Source organism: Saccharopolyspora shandongensis (assembly GCF_900106995.1).
In the GTDB taxonomy this organism is placed as follows: Bacteria; Actinomycetota; Actinomycetes; order Mycobacteriales; family Pseudonocardiaceae; genus Saccharopolyspora; species Saccharopolyspora shandongensis.
In genome coordinates this window covers 41129-62790 of record NZ_FNOK01000027.1, presented here as the reverse complement: position 1 = coordinate 62790, position 21662 = coordinate 41129, and the positions used below count along the sequence as shown (strand labels likewise).

At 70.9% G+C, this 21662-nt stretch carries 22 protein-coding genes; 10 read left to right on the top strand and 12 right to left on the bottom strand.

What is annotated here, in order from left to right; translation table 11 throughout:
• Positions 1-214: 214 nt before the first annotated feature.
• Complete coding sequence (locus BLW84_RS25905) at positions 215-409, top strand: hypothetical protein (RefSeq protein ID WP_093270033.1); 195 nt, start codon at positions 215-217, stop codon at positions 407-409.
• An 8-nt stretch (positions 410-417) separates the two neighbouring features.
• Here the strand turns inward: BLW84_RS25905 and BLW84_RS25900 are convergent, their stop codons facing one another.
• Positions 418-1722 (bottom strand): flavin monoamine oxidase family protein, encoded by a 1305-nt coding sequence (locus BLW84_RS25900; protein ID WP_093270031.1) that lies wholly within the window; start codon positions 1720-1722, stop codon positions 418-420.
• A 141-nt stretch (positions 1723-1863) separates the two neighbouring features.
• On the opposite strand from BLW84_RS25900, the gene BLW84_RS25895 reads away from it, so the two are divergent.
• Positions 1864-2049, top strand: coding sequence for a hypothetical protein (locus BLW84_RS25895; protein ID WP_093270028.1), 186 nt, complete (start codon positions 1864-1866; stop codon positions 2047-2049).
• 57 nt (positions 2050-2106) lie between these two features.
• Here BLW84_RS25895 and BLW84_RS25890 read toward each other — a convergent pair whose 3' ends face one another.
• A complete protein-coding gene (locus BLW84_RS25890; protein WP_281247444.1) occupies positions 2107-2745 on the bottom strand; it encodes a 4'-phosphopantetheinyl transferase family protein in 639 nt (212 codons plus the stop codon).
• A complete protein-coding gene (locus tag BLW84_RS25885) occupies positions 2742-3587 on the bottom strand; it encodes a metallophosphoesterase family protein (RefSeq protein ID WP_093270023.1) in 846 nt (281 codons plus the stop codon). Before BLW84_RS25885 ends, BLW84_RS25890 begins: the two co-directional genes overlap by 4 nt.
• Positions 3588-3744: 157 nt before the next feature.
• Between BLW84_RS25885 and BLW84_RS49965 the strand changes: the two genes are divergently transcribed.
• Positions 3745-3867, top strand: coding sequence for a hypothetical protein (locus BLW84_RS49965; protein WP_281247443.1), 123 nt, complete (start codon positions 3745-3747; stop codon positions 3865-3867).
• A gap of 56 nt (positions 3868-3923) precedes the next feature.
• Here BLW84_RS49965 and BLW84_RS47670 read toward each other — a convergent pair whose 3' ends face one another.
• Positions 3924-4076 (bottom strand): hypothetical protein, encoded by a 153-nt coding sequence (locus tag BLW84_RS47670; RefSeq protein ID WP_093270020.1) that lies wholly within the window; start codon positions 4074-4076, stop codon positions 3924-3926.
• Positions 4077-4231: 155 nt separating this feature from the next.
• Here BLW84_RS47670 and BLW84_RS25875 point away from each other — a divergent pair, with 155 nt between their 5' ends.
• On the top strand, positions 4232-4969 hold the full coding sequence (locus BLW84_RS25875; protein ID WP_093270018.1) for a dienelactone hydrolase family protein: 738 nt from the start codon (positions 4232-4234) through the stop codon (positions 4967-4969).
• Positions 4970-5029: 60 nt separating this feature from the next.
• Here the strand turns inward: BLW84_RS25875 and BLW84_RS25870 are convergent, their stop codons facing one another.
• Positions 5030-5914 (bottom strand): LysR family transcriptional regulator, encoded by an 885-nt coding sequence (locus BLW84_RS25870; RefSeq protein ID WP_093270015.1) that lies wholly within the window; start codon positions 5912-5914, stop codon positions 5030-5032.
• Positions 5915-6127: 213 nt separating this feature from the next.
• On the opposite strand from BLW84_RS25870, the gene BLW84_RS25865 reads away from it, so the two are divergent.
• From BLW84_RS25865 to BLW84_RS25855, 3 genes are all read left to right on the top strand, one after another.
• Complete coding sequence (locus tag BLW84_RS25865; protein WP_093270012.1) at positions 6128-7375, top strand: MFS transporter; 1248 nt, start codon at positions 6128-6130, stop codon at positions 7373-7375.
• A gap of 19 nt (positions 7376-7394) precedes the next feature.
• Positions 7395-8639 carry an FAD-dependent oxidoreductase gene (locus BLW84_RS25860; protein ID WP_093270009.1) on the top strand — a complete coding sequence of 415 codons (1245 nt, stop codon included), beginning with the start codon at positions 7395-7397 and terminating at the stop codon, positions 8637-8639.
• Positions 8640-8739: 100 nt separating this feature from the next.
• The gene (locus tag BLW84_RS25855; RefSeq protein WP_245761376.1) at positions 8740-9903 is read left to right on the top strand and encodes an MFS transporter; all 1164 of its coding nucleotides are present in this window, start codon (positions 8740-8742) and stop codon (positions 9901-9903) included.
• A gap of 6 nt (positions 9904-9909) precedes the next feature.
• Here the strand turns inward: BLW84_RS25855 and BLW84_RS25850 are convergent, their stop codons facing one another.
• Genes BLW84_RS25850 through pqqC form a run of 4 tightly spaced genes read right to left on the bottom strand, consistent with a single transcriptional unit; the run spans position 9910 to position 14462 of the window.
• Entirely contained in the window at positions 9910-11496 is a 1587-nt protein-coding gene (locus tag BLW84_RS25850; RefSeq protein ID WP_093270004.1) for a non-homologous end-joining DNA ligase LigD, read from the bottom strand.
• Between the two features lie 46 nt (positions 11497-11542).
• Positions 11543-12412, bottom strand: coding sequence for a pyrroloquinoline quinone biosynthesis protein PqqB (gene pqqB / locus BLW84_RS25845; protein WP_093270001.1), 870 nt, complete (start codon positions 12410-12412; stop codon positions 11543-11545).
• Entirely contained in the window at positions 12412-13770 is a 1359-nt protein-coding gene (gene pqqE, locus BLW84_RS25840) for a pyrroloquinoline quinone biosynthesis protein PqqE (RefSeq protein WP_425441755.1), read from the bottom strand. Before pqqE ends, pqqB begins: the two co-directional genes overlap by 1 nt.
• Entirely contained in the window at positions 13767-14462 is a 696-nt protein-coding gene (gene pqqC / locus BLW84_RS25835; RefSeq protein WP_093269994.1) for a pyrroloquinoline-quinone synthase PqqC, read from the bottom strand. Before pqqC ends, pqqE begins: the two co-directional genes overlap by 4 nt.
• 360 nt (positions 14463-14822) lie before the next feature.
• Here pqqC and BLW84_RS25830 point away from each other — a divergent pair, with 360 nt between their 5' ends.
• Positions 14823-15935, top strand: coding sequence for an NAD(P)/FAD-dependent oxidoreductase (locus BLW84_RS25830; RefSeq protein WP_093269991.1), 1113 nt, complete (start codon positions 14823-14825; stop codon positions 15933-15935).
• A gap of 35 nt (positions 15936-15970) precedes the next feature.
• Positions 15971-16726, top strand: a complete 756-nt coding sequence (locus BLW84_RS25825; protein ID WP_093269988.1) for a lipoate--protein ligase family protein — start codon at positions 15971-15973, stop codon at positions 16724-16726.
• 7 nt (positions 16727-16733) lie between these two features.
• Here the strand turns inward: BLW84_RS25825 and BLW84_RS25820 are convergent, their stop codons facing one another.
• Positions 16734-18278 (bottom strand): MFS transporter, encoded by a 1545-nt coding sequence (locus BLW84_RS25820; protein WP_093269986.1) that lies wholly within the window; start codon positions 18276-18278, stop codon positions 16734-16736.
• A gap of 128 nt (positions 18279-18406) precedes the next feature.
• On the opposite strand from BLW84_RS25820, the gene BLW84_RS25815 reads away from it, so the two are divergent.
• On the top strand, positions 18407-19180 hold the full coding sequence (locus BLW84_RS25815) for a phosphotransferase family protein (protein WP_245761374.1): 774 nt from the start codon (positions 18407-18409) through the stop codon (positions 19178-19180).
• 8 nt (positions 19181-19188) lie between these two features.
• Here BLW84_RS25815 and BLW84_RS25810 read toward each other — a convergent pair whose 3' ends face one another.
• Positions 19189-19911, bottom strand: coding sequence for a class I SAM-dependent methyltransferase (locus BLW84_RS25810; RefSeq protein ID WP_245761373.1), 723 nt, complete (start codon positions 19909-19911; stop codon positions 19189-19191).
• Between the two features lie 274 nt (positions 19912-20185).
• Positions 20186-21535: an HNH endonuclease signature motif containing protein gene (locus tag BLW84_RS25805; protein ID WP_093269983.1), complete on the bottom strand. Its 1350-nt coding sequence runs from the start codon at positions 21533-21535 to the stop codon at positions 20186-20188.
• Positions 21536-21662: the final 127 nt, after the last annotated feature.

The following is a 21662-nucleotide window of genomic DNA, read 5'->3' as shown; positions in this document are numbered from 1 at the left end:
GCCAACGCCGGGTTCGGGGCGATCGACGTTGATCGCGCCTGCACTACCGGGTCAACGACGGATGATCATCGCGGTTACTGCCGAATTCGCCGCCGGGGCCGTGACGGAGGCCATAGTGCGCGGCCGATCCGGGCGCCCGCCGCCACTCGATCGTGCAGAAGTCGCCGGAAGCCGAGAGGATCTGGGGGACCCGACGAGGAAGGGCGGTACTGGTATGGACGACGAGACCAGCCGGCGGCTCGCCGAGGTGCGTTCACTGGCCGACGAACTGCATCCAGAGCAGATCGAGGCCGAGATCGGCCGCGCGCGGGTCGAGGCGTACCAGGAGGGCATGCGCTTCGCCGCCGACTTCGTCGAGCACGGCCCGCAAGGCCGCCAGCGCGCGCACATCCCGCTGCCGCGGACCTGACCGGTGACTCACGAGCCGCGCAGCGCGGCGGTGACCTGCCGGGCCGCCCGGATGCCGGATTCCACCGCGCCGTCGATGAAGCCCGCCCAGCCGGTGGCGAGGTCGGAGCCCGCGAAGTGGATCGCGCCGTGCGGCCGTTGCAGGGCGGCCAGGTACTTCGTGAGCTGGCCCGGGCGTTGCATGGGCCAGGTTTCCCGGGAGAACTCGTCGGTCATCCAGTTGTGCCCGGCGACGTCGACGACCTCCAGGTCCGGCCGCCACGCGGCGAGCGCGCGGGCGACGCCCGCCTTGTCGGTGGGGTCGAGGTCGTGGGCGCGGGTGCCGAAGGCGACGAGGACGGTGTCGCCGTCGACCGCGTACTCGGGGCGGACGAAGGTGAGGTCGTGGTCGTCCGGCGCGTAGCCGGTGAACGGCGCGACCTCGCCGCGCACCCGGATCCACGTCTTCAGCCCCTGCGACGCGGTGTGCTCGGCGCTCGCCGCCAGCTTGGCCGCCGCGAGCGCGGGCCGGAAGTCGATGGTGGCCAGCACGTTCAGCGGCAGCGTGCAGATCACCCGCCGGGCCGCGAGCCGGGTGCCGTCGGTCGTGGTGATCGTCGCGCCGCTGTCGTCCTGGTCGATGGCGGTGACCACCGTGCCGAGCCGGACGTCGGCATCGCTGTCGGCCGCCATCGCCGCCGCCAGTGAGGCGGTGCCCTCGACGAGCCGGTGTCCCGAGGTCGCCTCGTGCAGCAGCCGCCAGTCGCCCGACGCCGCCGCGCACCACCGCATGGCCTGGCTGAGCCCGGAAACCGCGGCGGGGCCGTTGAAATGCTCCGCCCAGACGCCGGTGGTCACCTCGCGCTCGGCGGGCGGGAGGTCGAGCCCGCCGAAGTAGTCGGCGACCGACCGGTGGTCGATGCGGTCCAGGTCCTCGCGCAGCAGCGGCTCGTAGGGGAGCGGAAACCAGGTGCGGCTGTCCGCAGCGAGCCGGTCCATGCCACGCTCGATCAGCGCGTCGAACTCCGCGGGACTGCCCCGGTGCACCGCGCCGCCGGCGATCCAGTACACCTCCTCCGAGCTCGGGCTCGGCTCGACGGCCTGGCCGTAGCGGGTGATCTCGCTCCACGTGTGCGGCTGCAGCCAGTGCACCCAGGTGCCGCCCATTTCCAGGCGGCGGCCGAGTCGGTCGTCGGTCCAGGTTCGACCGCCGATGCGGTCGCGCGCTTCGAGCACCGCCACCGAGCGGCCGCGCCGCGACAGCTCGCGTGCGGCGGTCAGCCCGCTGAACCCGGCGCCGACGATGACCACGTCGTAGGACTCCATGCTGCGCATTCTGGTGCGTGCACGCCGATGCCTCGATCCACCGATCGAGCGCTCTTGGTGATGCCACTCCGGAGCAGACCTACCTGGAACGCTTCGCCGACGTCTGGCGGCGCACGGTCGAAGGGATCAGCGCGGACCGGTAACGTCGCCATGTTCGACGCGGTCGACGAGAACACCGTTGACGAGGAGCAGGCCAGGACAGTGGGGGCGCTCTACTACGCGATGCAGGTCGGTGTGGTGATCCAGTGGTTGCTGGACCCGGACAACGCTCCGACCCCCGACGACCTCGTCACCGGACTCCGCGCGATCGCCAAGCAGGCCACCGACCACGATTGATGTCGACGCCGCCAGCGAGCCGCCGCGCAGCGGCGCTGCACGAGCAGATCCCGCCGCTCACCCGGTGTGGGCGATCGCGGTGACGACCAGGCCGCCGGCGGCCAGCCAGCGCCCGTGGAACTCCCGCAGCGGCGGGCCCGGGCTTTCGGCGAGCAGCCGGGCGCGGAAGGTACCGCCGTCCGGGTGCAGCTCGATGGACGCCTCCGTGAAGTCCAGCCAGGTCCGGGTGAGCGGGAACCACGTCTTGTACACGGATTCCTTGGCGCTGAACAGCAACCTGTCCCAGTGCGGACCCGAAGGCAAGTGCCGCAGGAGTTCCAGTTCCTCGGGGCGGGCGATGGCTTCGAGAACGCCGTCCGGCAGCGGCTCGTCAGGCTCCGCGTCGACGCCGATCGACGCGAGGTCCGCGGCGCGCGCCACCACGGCCGCCCGGTATCCGGCGCAGTGGGTCATGCTGCCGACCACGCCGCCGGGCCAGCCCGGCGCGCCGCGTTCGCCCGGGATGATCGGGCTCGGCGGATGCCCCAGCGCGGCGAGCGCCTCGCGCGCGCAGTGCCGGACCGTGGCGAACTCGGTGCGGCGCTTGGCGACGGCGCGGCTGATGACGGCCGCTTCCTCGGGGAACAGCTCGACGTCGACGCGATCGTCGAAGGCCTCCGCGAAGCGGGCCGCGCCCGGGAGGATCTCGCCGATCAAGACCGCGCCTCCGCCGGGAGCACCTGGCGGAGCAGGCCGTGCGGGTGGCCGTGGCGGCGCCATTCCCGCGGGTAGCCGATGGAGACCTCGTGGAACGGCACGTCGTCGTGCCGGGTGATCCGCGGGATGTGCAGGTGCCCGTAGACGACGCACGACGCGCGGTGGCGGCGGTGCCAGTCCGCGGTGAGCTCGGTGCCGCACCACTGCGCGAACTCGGGGTAGTGCAGCACGTCCGTCGGCTCCCGCACCAGCGGGTAGTGGTTGACCAAGACGGTGGGCAGCCCGTCGTCCAGCTCGGCCAGCCGGCGCTCGGTCTCAGCGACCCTGGCCAGGCACCAGGCGTCCAGGCTCGGGTGCGGGTCCGGGTGCAGCAGGTATTCGTCGCTGCACACGACGCCCTTGGCGTGGGCCTGTTCGAGCCCCTCGGCCTTGTTCTTCGCCCCGGGCGGCCGGAACGAGTAGTCGTAGAGCAGGAACATCGGCACGATCCGGGCCGGGCCGCCGTCGCCGGTCCATACCGGGTACGGGTCTTCCGGGGTCAGCACGCCCAGGCCGCGGCACAGCTCGACGAGGTGCCGGTACCGCTGCTCGCCGCGCAGCTGCAGCGGGTCCTTCGGGTGGGTCCACAGGTCGTGGTTGCCCGGCACCCAGATCACGGTGGCGAAGCGCTCGCGGAGCAGCCGCAGCGCCCACTCGATGTCGGCGGCGAACTCGCCGACGTCACCGGCCACGATCAGCCAGTCGTCCGGGGATTCCGGCCGGAGCTCCGCCACGATCGCCCGGTTGTCCGGGAACGCCACGTGCAAGTCGCTCACGGCGAGCAGCCGACCAGTGCTGTGCATGATCCGGATCCTACCGATTAGCGGCCGGGCCGCTAGGCGCATTCGGACGACCACAATGGACCGATCTCCGCAAGGTGATCGCGCGCCGGTCCGGCAGGTGGGATAAGCGTGGTGCGGCTCGTTGACACGGGTGCCAGTTTTGGTGGCATGGCTACGTGTGTCCGCAGTGGACGGTGCCGAACTCCCGGACCCGGCGGTGCTGGCCGATGCGGTCGGACCGATCGGCGGCTCGGCACGCCGGCTGCTCGACGCCTGGTCGCGGGCCGCCCGGGGGCGGTGAGACCAGGGCGGCGACCGCGGGATCGGCCGCGATCGCGTGCCCCCCTCGTGTGTTGGTCAGTCCTCGTCCGGCTTGGCGTGGTCGGGCACGCCCGGGCGCGGATCGCGGGACAGGTCGATCAGCGGGTGCACCCCGGCGCCTTCCGGCGCGGCGTGGCTGTGCCTCCCCGTCTCGGCCTCGTTGCTGGGACGGTCGGGTTCGGTGCTCATGTTTCCCTCCGGTCGGGGATCTCGGGACAACATCAGCATGCCAACCGGATGTGCCGGGACGCCGGAGATCGGAGTGCGACGCGCGTCACCCGTGGCCGGATCCGCCGTATCGTCGTGTTGATCAGCCAGCGCAACGCAGATTCCGGGAGGACTCCGTGCCCGCACCCACCGTCATCGACCTGACCCCGCGCAGCACCGCCCTCGGCGGCTCCCGGAAGCTGACCGGTCACCTCGCGAAGCCGGCCGGGCCCGGCCCGTGGCCCGGCGTGGTGGTCGTCCACGAGGCGTTCGGCGTCGACGACGTCATGCTGCGGCAGACCGAGCGGATGGCCGAGGCGGGCTACCTGGCGCTGCTGCCGGACCTGTTCACCGACGGCGGCACCCGGCGCTGCCTGGTCCCGACCATGCGCGCGGCGCTGTCCGGTCGCGGCCGCGCCTACGCCGACCTGGAGGCGGCCCGCACCGAGCTGGCCGACCGGCCGGACTGCACCGGCAAGGTCGGGCTCATCGGCTTCTGCATGGGCGGCTCCTTCGCGCTGGTCGCCGCGGGCCGCGGCATCTACGACGCGGCCTCGGCGAACTACGGCCAGCTGCCCAAGGACATCGACCGCGCGCTCGCCGAGGCCTGCCCGGTCGTCGGCAGCTACGGCGGCCGCGACGGGATGCTGAAGGGCGCCGCGGCGAAGCTCGACGCGGCCCTCGAACGGGCCGGAATCCCGCACGACGTCAAGGAATACCCGGAGGCGGGCCATTCGTTCCTCAACGACGCGGAGAACGCGCCGCGGATCATGCGTCCGCTCCTGCGGATCTCCGGAGCCGGCCCGCACCCGGAATCCGCCGCCGACGCCTGGCGGCGGATCGAGGACTTCTTCGCCGAGCACCTGAAGTCGTGAACCAGGTCAGGCGCGGCCCCCAGCTGAGGCCCTCCACGTTGTCGGCGTAGGACAGCTCGATCACTCCACCCGGCGACTCGCGCGGCCCGAGATCAACTCCGCCACCTGCTCGACGACCGGTCGGGTGCTCGCCTGCCACACCACCCAGGTGGTCAGTTCCAGCGGCGGGTCGACCAGCGGCACCCACGGCCAGCCGGGCAGCAGCCGGTGCGCGGAGTGCTCGGTGAGCAGCACCGCCTCGGCCTCGGATGCCTCGGCGCAGGCCAGCGCGTGCTCGGAGAACTGCGCGAACCGCCACAGCGGAACGGCGCCCGCGTCGTGCGCCGCGACGATCAGCCGGTCGTGCGCGACCGGCACCTGCTCGCGGCCGTGCGCCAGGAGCCGCAGGTTGTCGAGATCCCGGACGAGGCAGGTGCTGCGCCCCGCCAGCCGGTGCCCGGCCCGCACCGCGATCCCGAAGGCCTGGTCGAAGAGCCGGGTGCCGCGCAGCGCCAGCGGCCGCTCGTGCACCAGGCCCAGATCGAGCCGTCCCTCCCGGACCATGCGCAGCTGGTCGGTGCTGCTCGCCTCGGTCAGCGTCACCGACGCGTGCGGGATCTCGGCGCGCAGCGCCGCCAGCGTCTCCAGGACCCAGTCGGTGGCCAGTCCCGGCGGGATGCCGATGTCGACGACCTCGCGGGTGTGCTCGCTCGCCGAATGCGCCGCGTCGCGGCTCGCGTCGGCCAGGCGGAGCAGGAGCAGCGCGTGCTGGTGCAGGGCGACGCCCGCCGGGGTCAGTGTCGTGCCGGTCGGCGTGCGCTCGAACAGCGTGATGCCCACATCCCGTTCGAGCTGGCGAAGTTGCCTGCTCAGCGATGGTTGCGTCAGGTGCAGGCGTTCCGCGGCGCGGGACATCGAGCGCTCGCTCGCGACGGCGACGAAGTACCTCAGATGGCGCAGTTCCATTTCACCTCCACGCAGTAGCCATGCCTGCGGAGCATGGCCTATCTGATTAGGTGGTATTGGACGTCACGCTGTCAAGACGGTGTACTTCCCGAAGTCGCACGTCCTATCTGGAATCCTCGTCGGTAGCAGGGCGGCGCACCAGCCTCGGAGTGCCGAACCTCTGCCTTATGGGCAGGACGTCGCAACCGGATCGCAGAAAGCGAGCGCTCAACGATGAGTCCCATCCCGACCGCCAGTGGAGTGCGCCACCCGTACCGGTGGGTCGTGCTCCTGTTGTCCTGGGCGGCGTTCACCATGACCGCGGTGGACCGTTCCACGTGGGGGCCTGCGTCTGTCGCGGTCGGCGAGCACCTGGGGGTCTCGCTGGCTGGGCTCGGTGTCTTCGCCACCGGCTACTACGTCGGCTACGTCATCTCCAACGCGGGCGGTGGCTTCCTCACCGACTGGCTCGGCGGGCGGATGGTCATCGCCTCCACCCTGTTCGTGGCCGGCGGGTTCATGATCCTGTTCGGTGAGACCACCTCGGTGGCGATGGGCATCGCGTTCCAGGCCTGCATCGGCGTGTTCGCCGGGTGCGATTACTCGGCCGGCGTGAAGCTGATCTCGCAGTGGTTCCCGGCGAAGGACCGCGGGCTGGCGATGGGCATCTTCATGACCGCCACCTCGCTGGGCACGGTGATCGCGAACGCGATCGTGCCGAGCCTCATCGAGTCCTCCGGCTGGCAGACCTCGTACCACGTGTTCGGCGCGGCCTCGATGGTCGTCGCGGTGCTGTGCTTCTTCTTGCTGCGCAACGGATCCGAGAGCGCCGACTCCTCGGCGCGGGAGGTGCCGAAGCTGGGTTCGCTGCTGCGCAACCGGGATCTCTTCCTGCTCGGGCTGGCCGGGTTCGGCGGGCTCTGGGGCACCTACGGCTTCATCACCTGGTCCAACGCGCTGATGATCAAGGGCAGTCACGTCTCCCCGGTGCAGGCCGGCGCGGTCGTCGCGATCTTCGGCATCGCGGCGGTGGTGGCCAAGCCGCTCATCGGCGTGATCAGCGACGTGTTCGGTGGCAAGCGCAAGGTCCTGACGATCGTCGTGCTCGGCGCCTTCGTGGTCACCCTCCTGCTGTTCGGCACGGCGACGAACCTGACCGCGTTCATGTGGATCGCGCCGTTCCTCGGCATCGCCGCCTACGTCTACAGCCCGCTGATGGTCGCGCTCATCCCGAACCTCTCCGGGGTGCGGCTGGCCGGTTCGGCGGCCGGCGCCACCAACGCGTTCTGGCAGCTCGGCAGCACGATCGTGCCGGTGGTGCTCGGCGTCGTCTTCCAGGCGACCGGATCGTTCTTCCTGGCCTTCGCCACGCTCGCCGCCGGGCCGCTGCTCGGCATGGTGCTGATGCTCGGGGTGCGGGAGCACGGCGCCGCCCCGCCGGCCGCCGACAAGACCGGCGACACCGCCAAAGCTGTTGCTTGACGAGGAAAGTGGAGCGAACGTGACCCAGCACTACGACGTGATCGTGGCCGGCGGCGGATCTGGCGGGGTGGCCGCAGCGATCGGGGCCAGCCGCGCCGGTGCGCGGACCCTGCTGATCGAGCGCGGGCCGTGTCTCGGCGGCGCGGCGACCCTCCGCAACGTGGTGACCTACTGCGGTCTCTACACGCGCGACGACCAGCAGCAGGCCGTCTTCGGCGTCGCCGACGAGGTGATCACCGCGTTGCGCGGGATGGGCGCGATCAGCGACCCGACCAGGTTCACCGCGGTGGCGGCGGTTTTCGATCCCGAGAGCGTCAAGCGCGTCGCCGACGAGTTGTGCGCGCAGGCCGGGGTCGATGTCCTGCTGCACACCCACGTGCTGGGCGCCGACCGCGAAGGTGACCAGGTAACCGCGGTGCGCGTCGCCGACCACTCGGGGATCCACGAGTTCACCGCGAAGGCCTTCGTGGACGCCACCGGCGAGGCCGACCTGGCCCACCACGCCGGGGCGGAGGTCCGCTACGGCAACGACGGCTGGGTGCAGAACGGCACGCTCGGGGTGCGCTTCGGCGGCATCCCCGCGAACGCCGAGGTCACCAGGGAGGCCATCGGCGCCGCGGTGCGCGCGGCGAAGAAGGCCGGCGCGCCCGGCCTGACCGCGGAAAGCGGGCTCATCGCGCGGATGCCGATCTCCGGCGACCTCATCACCTACCTGGCCGACGAGGGCTACGACGCGCGCAGCGCGGCGGACACCACCCGCGCCGAGATCGGCGCCCGGCGGCAGGCGCAGGCGTACCTGCAGGTGGTCCGCTCGTTGCCCGGCTGCGACGAGGCGTACATCGTCAGCACCGGGCCGGAGATGGGTACCCGCGAGTCCCGGCACCTCGTCGGCCGGTACCGGTTCACGGAGAAGGAAGTGCTCCAGCCCGGCCCGGTCGACGACGCGGTCGCGATCGGCGCCTGGCCGATCGAGTACCACCCGGGCCCGGGCATCCCGTCGGAGTGGAGGTTCATCGGCGACCCCGGTTTCTACGGGATTCCGCTGGACGTCCTGCACAGCCGGGACACCCCGAACCTCTTCGCCGCCGGTCGCACCGTGGACGGCGACCGCGGCGCGGGCGCGTCGCTGCGCGCCATGGGCACGGCGTTCGCCACCGGGCACGCGGCCGGTGTCGCGGCCGCCTTCACCGCCGCCGGCGGCGATGCCGACACCGCGGCGGTGCGGGCCGAGCTCAACCGCCAGGGCGCCCGGCTGCCCGAATGACTCAGCGGTTGCGCTGATCGCCCGGCGTGTGGCGGATTTTCGACACAACATGGCAGTTTGTCGAAAGCGGGACACGCTTTGCCTGCCGGACGATCGCACGGTGACGCGAGGACGAACTCGATCTGTTGGTCTGCTGGCCGTCGGGCACGCAGGCGTGGACATCTACCAGGGGGCGGTGCCCGCCGTCGTCCCGTTCCTGGTGCTGGAGCGGCAGTACGGCTACGTCGCGGTGTCCGGCATCGTGCTGGCGGCGACGTTGCTGTCGTCCGTCGTGCAGCCGGTGTTCGGGGCGCTCACCGACCGGGTGCGGATGCCGTGGCTGATCCCGGTGAGCATGGTGACCGCGGGGCTGGGCGTGGCGCTGTGCGGGGTCGGCGACTCCTACGTCCTCACGTGGATGGCGGTCGCGCTGTCCGGGCTGGGCGTGGCGGCCTACCACCCGGAGGCGGCCCGGCTCGCGCGCGCCGCCTCCGGCGGCAACCACCTGGCGATGAGCTGGTTCTCCCTCGGCGGCAACATCGGTTTCGCGCTCGCGCCGATCGTGGTGACCCCGATCCTCGCCGCGGGCGGCCTGTCGGCCTCGCCGTGGCTGATCATCCCGGCCCTGCTCGGCGGGCTGGTGACCACCACCGTGCTCCGCTCGCTGATCGCCGGTTCCGCGACGACCGGCGGCGCCAAGGCCGATCGGGGCCGCGACGACTGGCCGGTCTTCCTCCGCCTGACGGCGATCGTCATCGCCCGGTCGATCGTCTACATCGGACTGAGCGCGTTCGTCGCGCTGTGGGTGCAGCAGCGCGTGGGCGGCGGCGAGACCGCCGGCGCGGCGGCGTTGTTCGTGCTGTTCGCCGGCGGAGCGGCGGGTACCGTGCTCGGCGGCAAGCTGGCCACGGTGTGGGGCCGCATCCGGGCCCTGCGGCTGTCGTACGCGGCGTCCATCCCCGCGGTCGCCGGTGTGGTCTACGCGCCCGGTGCCTCCGTGTACGTCTTCGTGGCGCTCGCCGCGGTCCTGCTGTACATCCCGTTCTCGCTGCACGTCACGCTGGGCCAGGACTACCTGCCGAACCGGGTCGGCACCGCCAGCGGCGTGACGCTCGGCCTGGCGGTGAGCGTCGGAGGCATCGCCACGCCGGTGCTCGGGGCGATCGCTGAGGCGACGTCGCTGCAAACGGCGCTGACGACGCTGCTGGTGTTCCCGGTCATCGCGTGGCTGCTCGGGCGAACCCTGCACGAGCCGGCCGCTCTGGAGGTCGCGGCCGCCCGCTGACGCGGCTCAGACCGGCGGCAGTCGCTGTTCGACGCCGAGGAGGGCGGAGAACGGGTCGCCGACCGCCGCGATCCGGTCCAGGACGGTGCGGATCGTCCAACGGTCCGGGGCCAGGTCGGGGTCGTCGAGCTCATCCCACTCCAGCGGCACGGACACCGGCGCGCCCGGCCGCGGGCGGGCGCTGTAGGGGGCGACGAGCGTCTTGTTGATGACGTTCTGGGTGTAGTCCAGGCGGGCCAGGCCGCGGCGGTCCTGCTTCGTCCACGCCCAGCTGACCAGCTCGGGGACGATGCCGCCGACGGCCTTGGACACCTTCTCCACCCAGGCCCGGGTCTCCGCGTAGGTGTAGCGCGGTTCGACCGGCACCCAGATCTGGATGCCGCGCTGCCCGGTCACCTTCGGCCGGGCCTCGACGCCGAGGTGCTCCATCGCGGTCCGGTGCAGGCGGGCGAGGACGAGCACCTCGTCGAACGTCGTCCGGCTGCCCGGGTCGATGTCGAACAACGCCCAGGTCGGGTGTTGGGGGTCGGCGGCGCGCGAGGTCCACGCGTGCAGCTCCAGCGCCGCGTAGTTGGCCAGCCAGGCGAGCGCGGGAACGCTGTCCGGCACGAGGTACCACTGCGTGTCGTCCGGCTCGGCGTCCTCGTAGCGCCAGCGGCGGAGCCAGTCGGGCGCGTGGCTCGGGACTTCCTTGTGCCAGAAGCCGGGTTGGTCCACGCCGTTGGGGAAGCGGTGCGAGTTCAACGGCCGGCCGGCGAGGTACGGCAGCATCACCGGGCCGATCAGCGCGTGGTAGCGGATCAGGTCGCGCTTGGTCACCGGGGCCTCGCCGTCGCGGCCCGGGAACAGCACCTTGTCGAGGTTGGTCAGTGCGAGATCCCGCCCGGCGAGCCGCCAGCGGCCCTTGGCGCCGAGCTCGTCGAGCGCCGCCAGCTCGCCCGCGGTGGGCGGCTCCCACCGTTTCTCGGATCGGAATTCGTTGGTGTCCAAGGGGATTTCGGCCTCCGATGGCGGGAGGTCGCTGCGCCACATCGCCTCCGGTGCGGCGGCGACCTCCTCGTTGGTGCGCCCGCTCTTCACCGACCGCGGGTGGTCCTCCGGATCCCAGCCGGATTCGGCGTGCTCGTCCTTCTTGTGCAGCAGCAGCCACTGCTTGTCACCGCGCCGCACCAGCACGAACGTGCCCGCCAGCTTCTCGCCGTGCAGATCGAAGTGCAGCGTCCCGGCCTCGATCGCGGCGGCCGGATCCTCGTCCGGGGAATCCCACGTGCCCCGGTCCCAGACGATGACGTCGCCGCCGCCGTACTCGTCGGCCGGGATGGTGCCCTCGAAATCGGCGTACTCCAGCGGGTGGTCCTCGACCCGCACCGCCATGCGCCGCACCGCCGGGTCCAGCGTCGGCCCCTTGGGCACGGCCCAGCTCACGAGCACGCCGTCCAGCTCCAGCCGCAGGTCGTAGTGCCGGCGGCGGGCCCGGTGCCGCTGCACGACGAACCGTTCGCCGGTCGCGCGCACCTCGCCGTCGCCGCTCGGTTCGGCGGTGCGGGTGAAGTCGCGCATCTCCCGGTACTTCGCCAGCCGCTGGTCGTTCACGTCTCCCACTTACCCGATATCGGGCGCGAGCAAAAATCGGGGACGGTCAGCCCAGCACCAGCACCTGGCCTTCGGCGGCGATCTCCGCCCCGGCCCCGTGCACGTCGGCGAGCTCCGGCGCGTCGGGGTGGGCCAGCGGGTTGGTGTTGTTGAGGTGGGTGAACAGGAACCGCGTCGCGGGGTGGCGGGCGATCTCCGGCAGGGCGTCCCGGATCGGCAGGTGCCCCATGCTGCGCGCGGGGCGATCGCTGCCGGACGCGTGCGTCAGTTCGTCCTCGGTGTGGAAGGTGCCGTCGAGCAGCACGACGTCGGCGCCGTCGATGATCCGCTCGAACGCGTCGTTCCAGGCGGGCAGGCAGGGTGCGTACACCAGGCGGCGGCCGGAGCCGGTGAACCGGTAGGCGACGGCCCAGCCGGTTCCGGGCAGCTCGCGGGCGTAGCGGGGGCGCTTGTCGCTGACGCCGACGGCCTCGACCACGAGTCCACCGGCCAGCAGCCGGCGGTCGGCGATGACCTCCTGCCGAACCTGGGTGTAGTTGCCGATGACGTCCGCGATCGGGAAGGCCTGCCGAAGGGCTTGGTGGACGGCGGCGGTGGCGTAGATCGGGAGCCGGGCGGCTTCGCGCAGGGTGAGCAGGCCGAGGGTGTGGTCCAGTTCGGCGCTGGTGAGCAGGACGCCTTCGAGGGGCGTGCGCCGGGTGCCCGGTGCGGGCCGGAGTTCGGGGCTGGCCAGCAGCTGGGTGCGCAGGTCGGGCGAGGCGTTGACCAGGTACCAGGAGGTTCCGTCGCCGCTGATCGCCAGGCAGTCCTGGCTGCGCGCCACGCCCAGCTCCGCGGCCCGGCTGCAGCTCCGGCACCCGCAGTTCCACTGTGGAAGCCCGCCGCCCGCGGCGGTGCCGAGGATGCGGACCCGCATCACATCCGCCTCGGGACGGCGGGCCGCGGCTCGAACTCGGCGCGGACCAGGTCGTGGTGCTCGGACAGCGAGCAGGCCGGATCGGTCGCGGCCGCGTCGCCCACCAGCTGGTACGCCTGGCAGCGGCAGCCGCCGAAGTCGACGTCCTTCAGCGCGCAGCTGCGGCAGGGATCGGGCATCCACTCGGTGCCGCGGAAGCGGTTGAACGCCGCCGAGTCGAACCAGATCGAATCCAGCGCCGAATCGCGCACCGACGGCACGTCCAGTTCGGGCAGCTGCGCCGCGGCGGGGCAGGGGAGCACGTCGCCATTGGGCGCCACCGCGAGCTGCCGGTTGCCCCAGCCGTAGTTGCACGGCTTGGGGCGCGGGCTGAAGTAGTCCGCGGCCACGTACACGATCTCCAGCCGGTCGCCGTAGCGCTCGCGGGCCGCCGCCGCGTCCGTGTCGGCCTGCTGCACCTGCTCGCGGCTGGGCATCAGCGCGGCGCGGTTGCGCAAGGCCCAGCCGTAGAACTGGGTGTTGGCCAGCTCCACGCGTTCGGCGCCGAAGCCCACCGCGAGTTCGACGATGTCGAGCAACCGCCCGATGTTGCCGCGGTGCAGCACGGCGTTGACGGTCATCGGCAGCCCGGCCGCCACGATGTCGCGCGCGACGTCCAGCTTGCGGTCGTGCGCGCGGCGCCCGGCGATGACGTCCGCGGACTTCGCGGCGGAGTCCTGCACCGACAGCTGGACGTGATCGAGCCCTGCGGCGGCGAGCTCGCGCAACCGCCGCTGCGGCAGGGAAAAGCCGCTGGTGACCAGGTTCGTGAACATGCCGTGCTCGCGGGCGGCCGCGACGAGGGCGACCAGGTCGCGGCGCAACGCCGGCTCGCCGCCGGAGAGGTGCAGTTGCAGGACGCCGATGGACCGGGCCTGCTCGATGACGCGCAACCAGGTCTCGGTGTCCAGCTCGTCCCGGTAGTCCGCCAGGTTCAAGGGGTTCGAGCAGTACGTGCACTGCAGCGGGCACCGGTAGGTCAACTCGGCCAGCAGCCCCAGGGGCAGCCCGGGCCGCGCCGCTCCCGACTGCTGCCCGGACTCCGCGACGCCGACCGGCTCGGTGCCCAGCACGCGGCGCCGGTCCAGGTCCGCGAGCAGTTCGAGCACGGATTCGGCGGTGGCGCCCTGGTACGCGGCGGCGAGCTCGCCGGCGATGTCGGCGACCGTGCGGCTGGAGTCGCACCGGCGCACGATGTCGGCCGCCGTGTCGTTGAGCAGCAGCACGCCCTCCGGGTACAGCAAGGCATGCTTGCCGCGGACCCGGTCGCGGACGAACCGGACCCCGCGCCGCAACCCAGGGCGGCTGTCCAGAGTCACGCCCATGACTGTCCTTTGTAGTCGATGGCGTCCAACATCGCCCAGAGCACATCGCATTTGAACGACAGCGCCCGCACCGCGGCGTCCTGCTGCTCGCGCGTCACGCAGTGCTTCAGCACTACCCCGAGCGTGACGGAGCTGTCCGCGCGGGCGGCCGGGATGCGGCGCTCGAAGTAGGCCAGGCCGCCGGGTTCGATCCAGTCGTAGTGGCGCTTCCAGGCCGCCATCCGGTCGGCCATGTGCCCGGGCGAGAACATCTCCGTCAACGCCGCGGCCACGCCCTCGATCCACGGTTTTCGGCGGCAGAAGTCCAGATACGCGTCGACGGCGAACCTAACACCGGGCAGCACGTGGCGCTCGTCGACCACCTCGTCGCGCTGCAGGCCGACGGCCTCGCCGAGCACCAGCCAGTCGTGCAGGCCGCCGTCGGCATCACCGGCCCCGTCCTGGAAGGCGATCCTCTCGACCCAGATGCGCCGCACCTCGGGCAGCGGGCAGTTCGCCACGATGGCCGCGTTCTTCTGCGGCAGGTGCCGCTGGTAGTACCACCTGTTGGCCACCCACAGCCGGACTTCCGCGGCGCTGCAGCGGCCATCGTGCAGCCGCAGGTGAAAGGGGTGGTGCGCCCAGTAGCGATTCGCCAACCGCTGCAGCGATTCCCGGAATTCGGATTCGGCAGGGGGCTGCGTCACCGATTGCCGTCGTGCGCGTAAGCGGTGACCTCGGGGCGGGTCTCATACTGCTCGACCAGCGGCGGAGTCCAGCTCGGCGGCGCGGGAGCGGGGGCGGATTCGGCAGGAGCGGCCATCACGAGACCTCCAATTCGCAAGGAGAACAAGCGAACCCGAACGTACAAGCGGCGCGCGGATGAGATCAAGATTTCGCCACCCGAACAACACGACCGCCGCAACCAATACGCCGAACGCCGGAATTGCGTCCCGCATCGGGAATCCGAGGAATGAAAGTGACCTCAGTCACAGGGTGTCACACTTCGGTCTGGTGTCCCGTTCCTCCTTCGCACGTGGCAGCGCAGACCTTGGGAGGACGGGATCATGGCTATTCGGGTTGTGGTTGTCGGGGCTGGTTACACGGGGTTGGCCGCCGCGAAGCTCGTGGCGCGGTGGACCGACGCCGCGGTGACGTTGATCAACGCCGAGGACCGGTTCGTCGAGCGGGTCCGGTTGCACCAGCTCGCCGCCGGGCAGCAGCTGCGGGACCTGCCGCTGGCCGGCCTGCTCGCGGGCACCGGCGTGCACCTGGTCGTCGACCGGGTGACCGGGATCGACGCGGAGGAGAAGGCCGTGCGGCTGGAGAACTCGGCCCGTGCCGTGCGGTACGACATGCTGATCTACGCACTGGGCAGTGCGGCGGATATGGATTCGGTGCCCGGCGTCGCGGAGCACGCCTACACCGTGGCCACCGCCGACGAGGCCGTGCGGCTGCGGGAGCGCATCGACGACAGCTCCGTCGTCGCGGTGGTCGGCGGCGGGCTGACCGGCATCGAAGCCGCCGCCGAGCTGGCCGAGGCGCACCCCGACCTGAAGGTTCGGCTGGTGAACGGTGGCGAGCTCGGTGCCGGGCTCTCCCGGCGCGGACGCGACTACCTGCGGCGCACCTTCGACCGGCTCGGCGTCGAGGTCGTCGAACAGGCGCGGGTTTCCGAAGTGCGCGCGGACGGGCTGGTGCTGGCCGACGGCGGGCACATCGGCGCCGACACCGTGGTCTGGGCGACCGGTTTCACGGTTCCGGGGCTCGCCGGCGAGGCCGGTCTCGCCGTCGACGAGGAGGGCAGGCTGGTCGTGGACGAGATGCTGCGTTCGGTCTCGCACCCGGAGGTGACCGGGGTCGGCGACGCGGCGGCAGTGCGCCTGCGGAGCGGGCAGGAGCTGCGGATGGCGTGCGCGACCGGGCTGCCGTCGGCGCAACACGCCGCGCGGGCGATCGCCGACCGGCTGGCCGGGCGTGCGCCGCGGCCGATCCGGTTCCGCTACCTCAACCAGTGCATCAGCCTCGGCAGGCGGGACGCGCTGGTCCAGTTCGTGCACGCAGACGACAGCCCGCGCGAAGCGGTGCTGACCGGGCGGAAGGCCGCGCTGTACAAGGAAGCCATCGTGCGCGGCACGATCCTGTTCGAGCGGTACCCGGCCATCCCGGCCTCGCTGTAGCCGGAGCGGCGATTTCCGGCCAGTAGAATCGGCGCGTGGAGCTCTTTCGCGGCGCGCTCGGCGTCGGTTCGGACCAGGCGCTGGAGGTCGCGGTCGCGCATGCGATGTTGCGCCGTGTGAGCGGTGGCGAGGCGGGGTCGACCGTGCGGGTGTACCGGCCGGACAACCGCGTCGTCGCCTTCGGCAGGCGGGACACCCTGCTGCCGGGTTTCCCCGACGCCGTCCGAGCCGTCCGGGATGCCGGGTTCACGCCGGTCGTGCGCGCCCCCGGCGGCCGCGCGGTGGCGTACACGGAGCGTTCGCTGGTGGTCGACCACGTCGGCCCCGACCCCGGCTACCTGGCGGGCATGGACGAGCGGTTCGTGGGTTACGCCGAGCTGTGGGCCGACGTGCTGCGCAAACACGGCGTCGGCGCGCAGGTCGGCGCGGTGCCGGGGGAGTACTGCCCGGGCGCGCACAGCGTGAACGCGCGAGGCCGGGTGAAGCTGGTCGGCACCGCGCAGCGGATGGTGCGCGGTGCCTGGCTGTTCAGCGCGGTGGCGATCTTCGGCGACGACGAGCTGCTGAGGCCGCTGCTGACCGACATCTACCGGCACCTGGAGCTGCCCTTCGACGACGACTCGGTGGGGTCAGTGGCCGCCGAGTCGCCCGGCGCGTCCCTGGACGAGTTCGAAGCGGATGTCGTCGCGGCCTACGACGAGCGGTACGGCCTCGTCCCGGCGCACCTGACGGACGATCTGCTCGGCAGGGCCCGCGACTTGGTGGCGGATCACCGCGTCGCAGACCGCTGAGTCCGCCTCACACCGCAGCGGCTTCCGGCCGGCCGGCCTCCTCCGGTTCCGCCTGGATGCCGGAGCGCTTGCGCAGCAGCGCCATGCCAATGACCGCGAACAGCGCGACGATGGCGGCGCTGACGATCGAAACCACCTGGAAACCGCTGGTGAAGGCGTCCCTGGCCGGTCCGAGGACGATTTCGGGATCGGCCAGCCGGCCCGCCGCGGTCACCGCGCCGGCGATTCCGTCTGCGGCTTCGGCAGCGATGCCGGACGGCAGGTCCGGCGGGAGTTCGACCACGCCGCGGTAGACGGCGGTGGCGAGGCTGCCGAACACCGCGATGCCCATCGCGATGCCGAATTCGCCGCTGGTCTCCGACAAGGCCGAAGCCGCGCCCGCCTTCTGCGGTGGTACCGAGCCCACCACCATCTCGGTGCAGAGCACGCCCTGCGGGCCCATGCCGAAGCTCCCGCACGCGATGCCGATGGTCACCAGCGTCGCCCCGTTCCCGGCATCTACCAGCACGAACAGCAGAAGCCCTGTGGCCGCGACGAGCATGCCGAAACCGAGCACGAACTCCGGCCGGAACCGTTTGGCCAGCCGCGGCGCGATCAACGACCCGACCACCACGGCTCCGGCCTGCGGCACCATCAGGACCCCGGCCTCCAGCGCCGACAACCCGGCGACCAGCTGGAAGTACTGGCTGACCAGCATGAAGATGCCGCCCATGGTGATCGCGCCGACGAGCACGATCCCCAGCGCGGTGCTGAAGGTGCGCACCCGGAACAGCCGCAGGTCCAGCATGGGTTCGGCGATCCGCCGCTGCCGCCGCACGAAGACCACGCCGAGAGCGAGCCCGGCGACCAGTGCGATGATGTTCGGCAACTGCGGGCCGTACTTGGCGAGTTCCTTGAGCGCGTAGACGATCGGCAGGATCGTGCCCAGCGACAACGCCACGCTGACGAGGTCCAGCTTGCCCGCGTTCTCATCGCGGTACTCCGGCAGCAGCGCGGGCGCGGTCACCAGCAGCAGGATCATGACGGGCACGCCCATCAGGAAAACCGAGCCCCACCGGAAGTTCTCCAACAGCACGCCGCCGACGACCGGCCCGATCACCATGCCGCCCATGAAGCAGCTCATCCAGACGGCGATCGCGGTGCTGCGCTGCCGGGTGTCCTGGAACATGTTGCTGATCAGCGCCAACGTCGAGGGCATCAGAGTGGCCCCGGCGACGCCCAGCAGCACCCGCGCCGCGATCAACATCGCGGGGCTGGGGGCGAAGGCCGCGGCGATCGACGCGATGCCGAACCCGGCGCCGCCGATCATCAGCAGCTTCCGGCGCCCGATCCGGTCGCCGAGGGTGCCCATGGTGATCAGCAGACCGGCGATCATGAAGCCGTAGCTGTCGATGATCCAGAGCAGTTCGGTGCTGGTGGGCTGCAGGTCGGCGGCGAGGTGCGGCACCGCGAGGTGCAGCACGCTCATGTCCAACGACAGGAGGAGGGTCGGAAAGGCGAGCACCGCTAGCCCGATCCACTCACGCCGTCCCGCCCTCGGTGTCGTATCCACGCTCGAAACCCTTTCCTCCGGCGACCGCTCCCGCGGCGCCGTCCCGCTGTCGTCGTGAGTACCGACAAGGGCCGCCGCCGGAATTAATCGGTGGATGCCCGTGCTCTACTGAAACGGTGGAAAGCGGCGTGGCGGAACCGGTGAACATCGACGGTGGTTGGGACAGTGCGGCGACGTTGGTCGAAGGCCGCTGGATCGAGCGCCGGCCGCGGCGGCCGGAAGTCGCCGATCGCCTGCGCATGGAAACCGAGTTGATGCCCTGGCTCGCGCCGCAGTTGCCGCTCGACGTGCCCGAACCCCACGTCGTGGCGATGGAACCGCTGGTGGTCCGGCACGAATTGGTGGTCGGTGAACCCCTTTCCGAGCCCACCGCCGAGCACGGCCGCCAGCTGGGAGCCTTTCTGCGAGCGCTGCACGCCGTCGACACGACCGAGGCGGTCCGTCATGGTTTGCAGGGGCCAGAACGGGCGGGCCGTGAGCTCGCCGAAATCGTGGCGAGGTTCCGGGCTGACGTGCTGCCGCTGGTCCCCGCCGAACACCTCGGCGCGGCGCGCGCCCTGCTGGACGCCTTCGGGAAGCTGCCCGCCGACACCGTGGTCCACGGCGACCTCGGCCCAGAGCACGTGCTGTGCTCGGATGCAGGCCTGTCCGGGGTCATCGACTTCTCGGACGCGCACGTCGGCGACGGCGCGATCGACCTGGCGTGGGCGCTGCACGGAACACCACCGGAGTTCGCTGCCGCGCTTGCGGAGGAGTACGGGGTGACCCGGCAGCTCCACGACCGAGCCTTGCGGTGGCACCGGCTCGGCCCCTGGTACGAAGTTGTCCACGGCCTGGACAACGCCCTGCCGGACGCCGTCCGATCAGGATTGGACGGCGTCGTCCGCAGACTTCTCGACTGACCGGGCAATCAGCGGCGTTCCGCCGCGACCAGGAGGAAGTTCGGCAGCTCGACGTATGCCTCGGTGCCGTCGGAAGGCGACGCGGCGGCAGGGTCGAGCCCCGGCTCGTCCAGTTCGCGCAAGCGACAGCCGAACCGCGTCAGCTCGTTGAGGTAGGTCGACAGCGTGCGGTGGAAGTCGGGCGCGTGGGTCTGCTCGATCGGATATTCACGCAGGTACTCCCGTATGCGGTATTCACCGTGCTGCCGCCAGGTCGGCGCCAACTGCTCGAAGCACGGGTGGTTGATGGAAAAGACGAAAACGCCGCCGGGCGCGAGCGATTCGACGCAGGCCCGCATCGCGGTCGACCAGTCGGGAATGGCGGCCAGCACCATGTTGGAAACCACCGCATCGAAAGGACCGCCGAGATCCGGCAGATCGCACAGGTCGGCCTGCACGTACCGGATCCCACGCGGCTGCGACGCCTCCTTCTTGGCGGCGTAGTCGTAGAGAGCCTGAGCGGGCTCGACACCGACCACCTCGGCGCCGCGATCGGCCAGCATCCGGCTGAGATATCCATGACCGCACCCGGCGTCGAGCACCCGAACGCCATCGAGTTGCCCCAGCAACCGCAGCAAAGACGCGTTCAGCAAATGGCGGCGACAGAAGTCACCCTCCGGCTCCATCTGGTCCAATACCGCTTCGGGCATCGCGGCCCATTTGCGGATCGCCGCGTCATTCGTCCACTCCATGAGCATCCTTCCGACAGCCATCTTTCGGGATCAGGTCATTCCTCGCGCGCCAGTGCGACCTTTCGTGGACGGTCGCGACGCGGCCAGGGAGTTTTCGCATCATGAGCACCGAAGCCGAGACCCCTCCCGGCAAACCGATCAATTCTGCCACGGGCGACGCTGCTTCCGAAGGCATCGGATGAGGCGAGCGGCAACTAGCGAGGGGAGTGGTGCTCCGATCTGAGAGCCAAGCGGACGGCGACGTGCCACCGTCCGCTTGAATCGAATCCGGGCGTCACGATTCGCCCGCCGGGTCCCGTGGTGCGGGGATGAGGTCCCGGAGGTGTTCGCGGTGCTGGGCGGGTAGTGCTCTGCCGCCTGGTCTTGGTGTTCGTTTGGGGTCCACTGTGGGTGGTGGGATGAATTCGGGTCTGCCGTCGTGCATGGTGATGTCCCATCGTTGGTTGTGGAGTGTGCGGTGGTGGTGTGCGCAGAGCATGACCATGTTGTCCAGGTCGGTGGCGCCGCCGTCGACCCAGTGCTGGACGTGGTGTGCTTCGGGTGTTCCCGGTGGCCGGTCGCATCCTGGGAATGCGCAGACGCCGTCGCGTCGGAGTAGTGCGGTGCGGATGTGGGTGGGTGCGGTGCGTTTCGCCCTGCCGACGTCCAGTGGGAGGCTGTCGCCGTCGAGGACGATGGGCAGTACCTCGGCGTCGCAGGCGATGCGGCGTGCGTTCTGCGCGGTGATGGCACGTTCGGTGTTCAGCGTGCCGGGCATGCCATCCTCGTTGATGAACCCGAGGCTCTGTTTGAGGTCGTCGAAGTTGATAGAGATGGTCATCTGCGGACGCTGCCCACCGGTACGCGGCGTCCCGTCGTGGTCCAGCGCGAGGTCCAGTAGTGCGGTGAAGCCGTCGGCGTTCCGCTGCCCCGCAGTGCGGGGGTCTTTCTCCCCGTCGATCTCGGGGCGGGGTGCGGCAAGGGGCTCGATCAGTGCGGCGAACTTCGCTCCGGTTTCGCGGTCCAGTTTGGCTTTGATGACGGTCATGCCATCCCGGGCGGTCGCGTAGTGGAGTTCCCGTGCTTCGTGTTGGTTTTCTTCGTTGCGGTGGGCGCCGTCTTGGTCGAGGAGGTAGCGGATGCGTTCGGCGAGTTTCTCCAGCTCCCTCGGCGACATCGTCCGCGCATACCTAGCGAGAGTCGCCTCGACCTCGGTGACCTGGTGGCAGCGGGCGTAGTCGGGTAGGCGCCGGATGCCGTTGACGATGACACGCGCGTGGTCCAGCCCGATCGCGCCCTCAGACAATGCGGCGGCGGTGTCGGGCATGTCGGGCGGCATCGTCTCGCCGTAGAGGGTTCGTCGGTCTTCGACGTTCCGGGCGACCGTGACACGGGTTTTCGCGTCGCGCGGGTCGATGTTGAGCAGTCCTTGTAGCCAGACGGGGAGTGATCGGGCGGTGGTGTCGGTGTGGATGGCGCGGTGGTCGGCTTCGGCGATGTATTGCAGCTGTTCCCACATCAGCACCCGCATCTCCTTCTCTAGTTCTTGGATGCGGGCAGCGAGTTCGGCGTCGGTGCAGGACACCGCCGACCACGGACCAGCAAGGTCCCCGGTCGAATCCTGGGTATGAGTCAGCGGTGTCATGCCTCCATTGTCCCGCACTCGAACACGCGTTCGCACGTTTTTTATGGTCGCTTGATCAGGTGAAACCCACGGCCAAGGCTGCAAATATCGCGCCATGTCAAGGAAAAGGGTCACGACACGCCGAAGG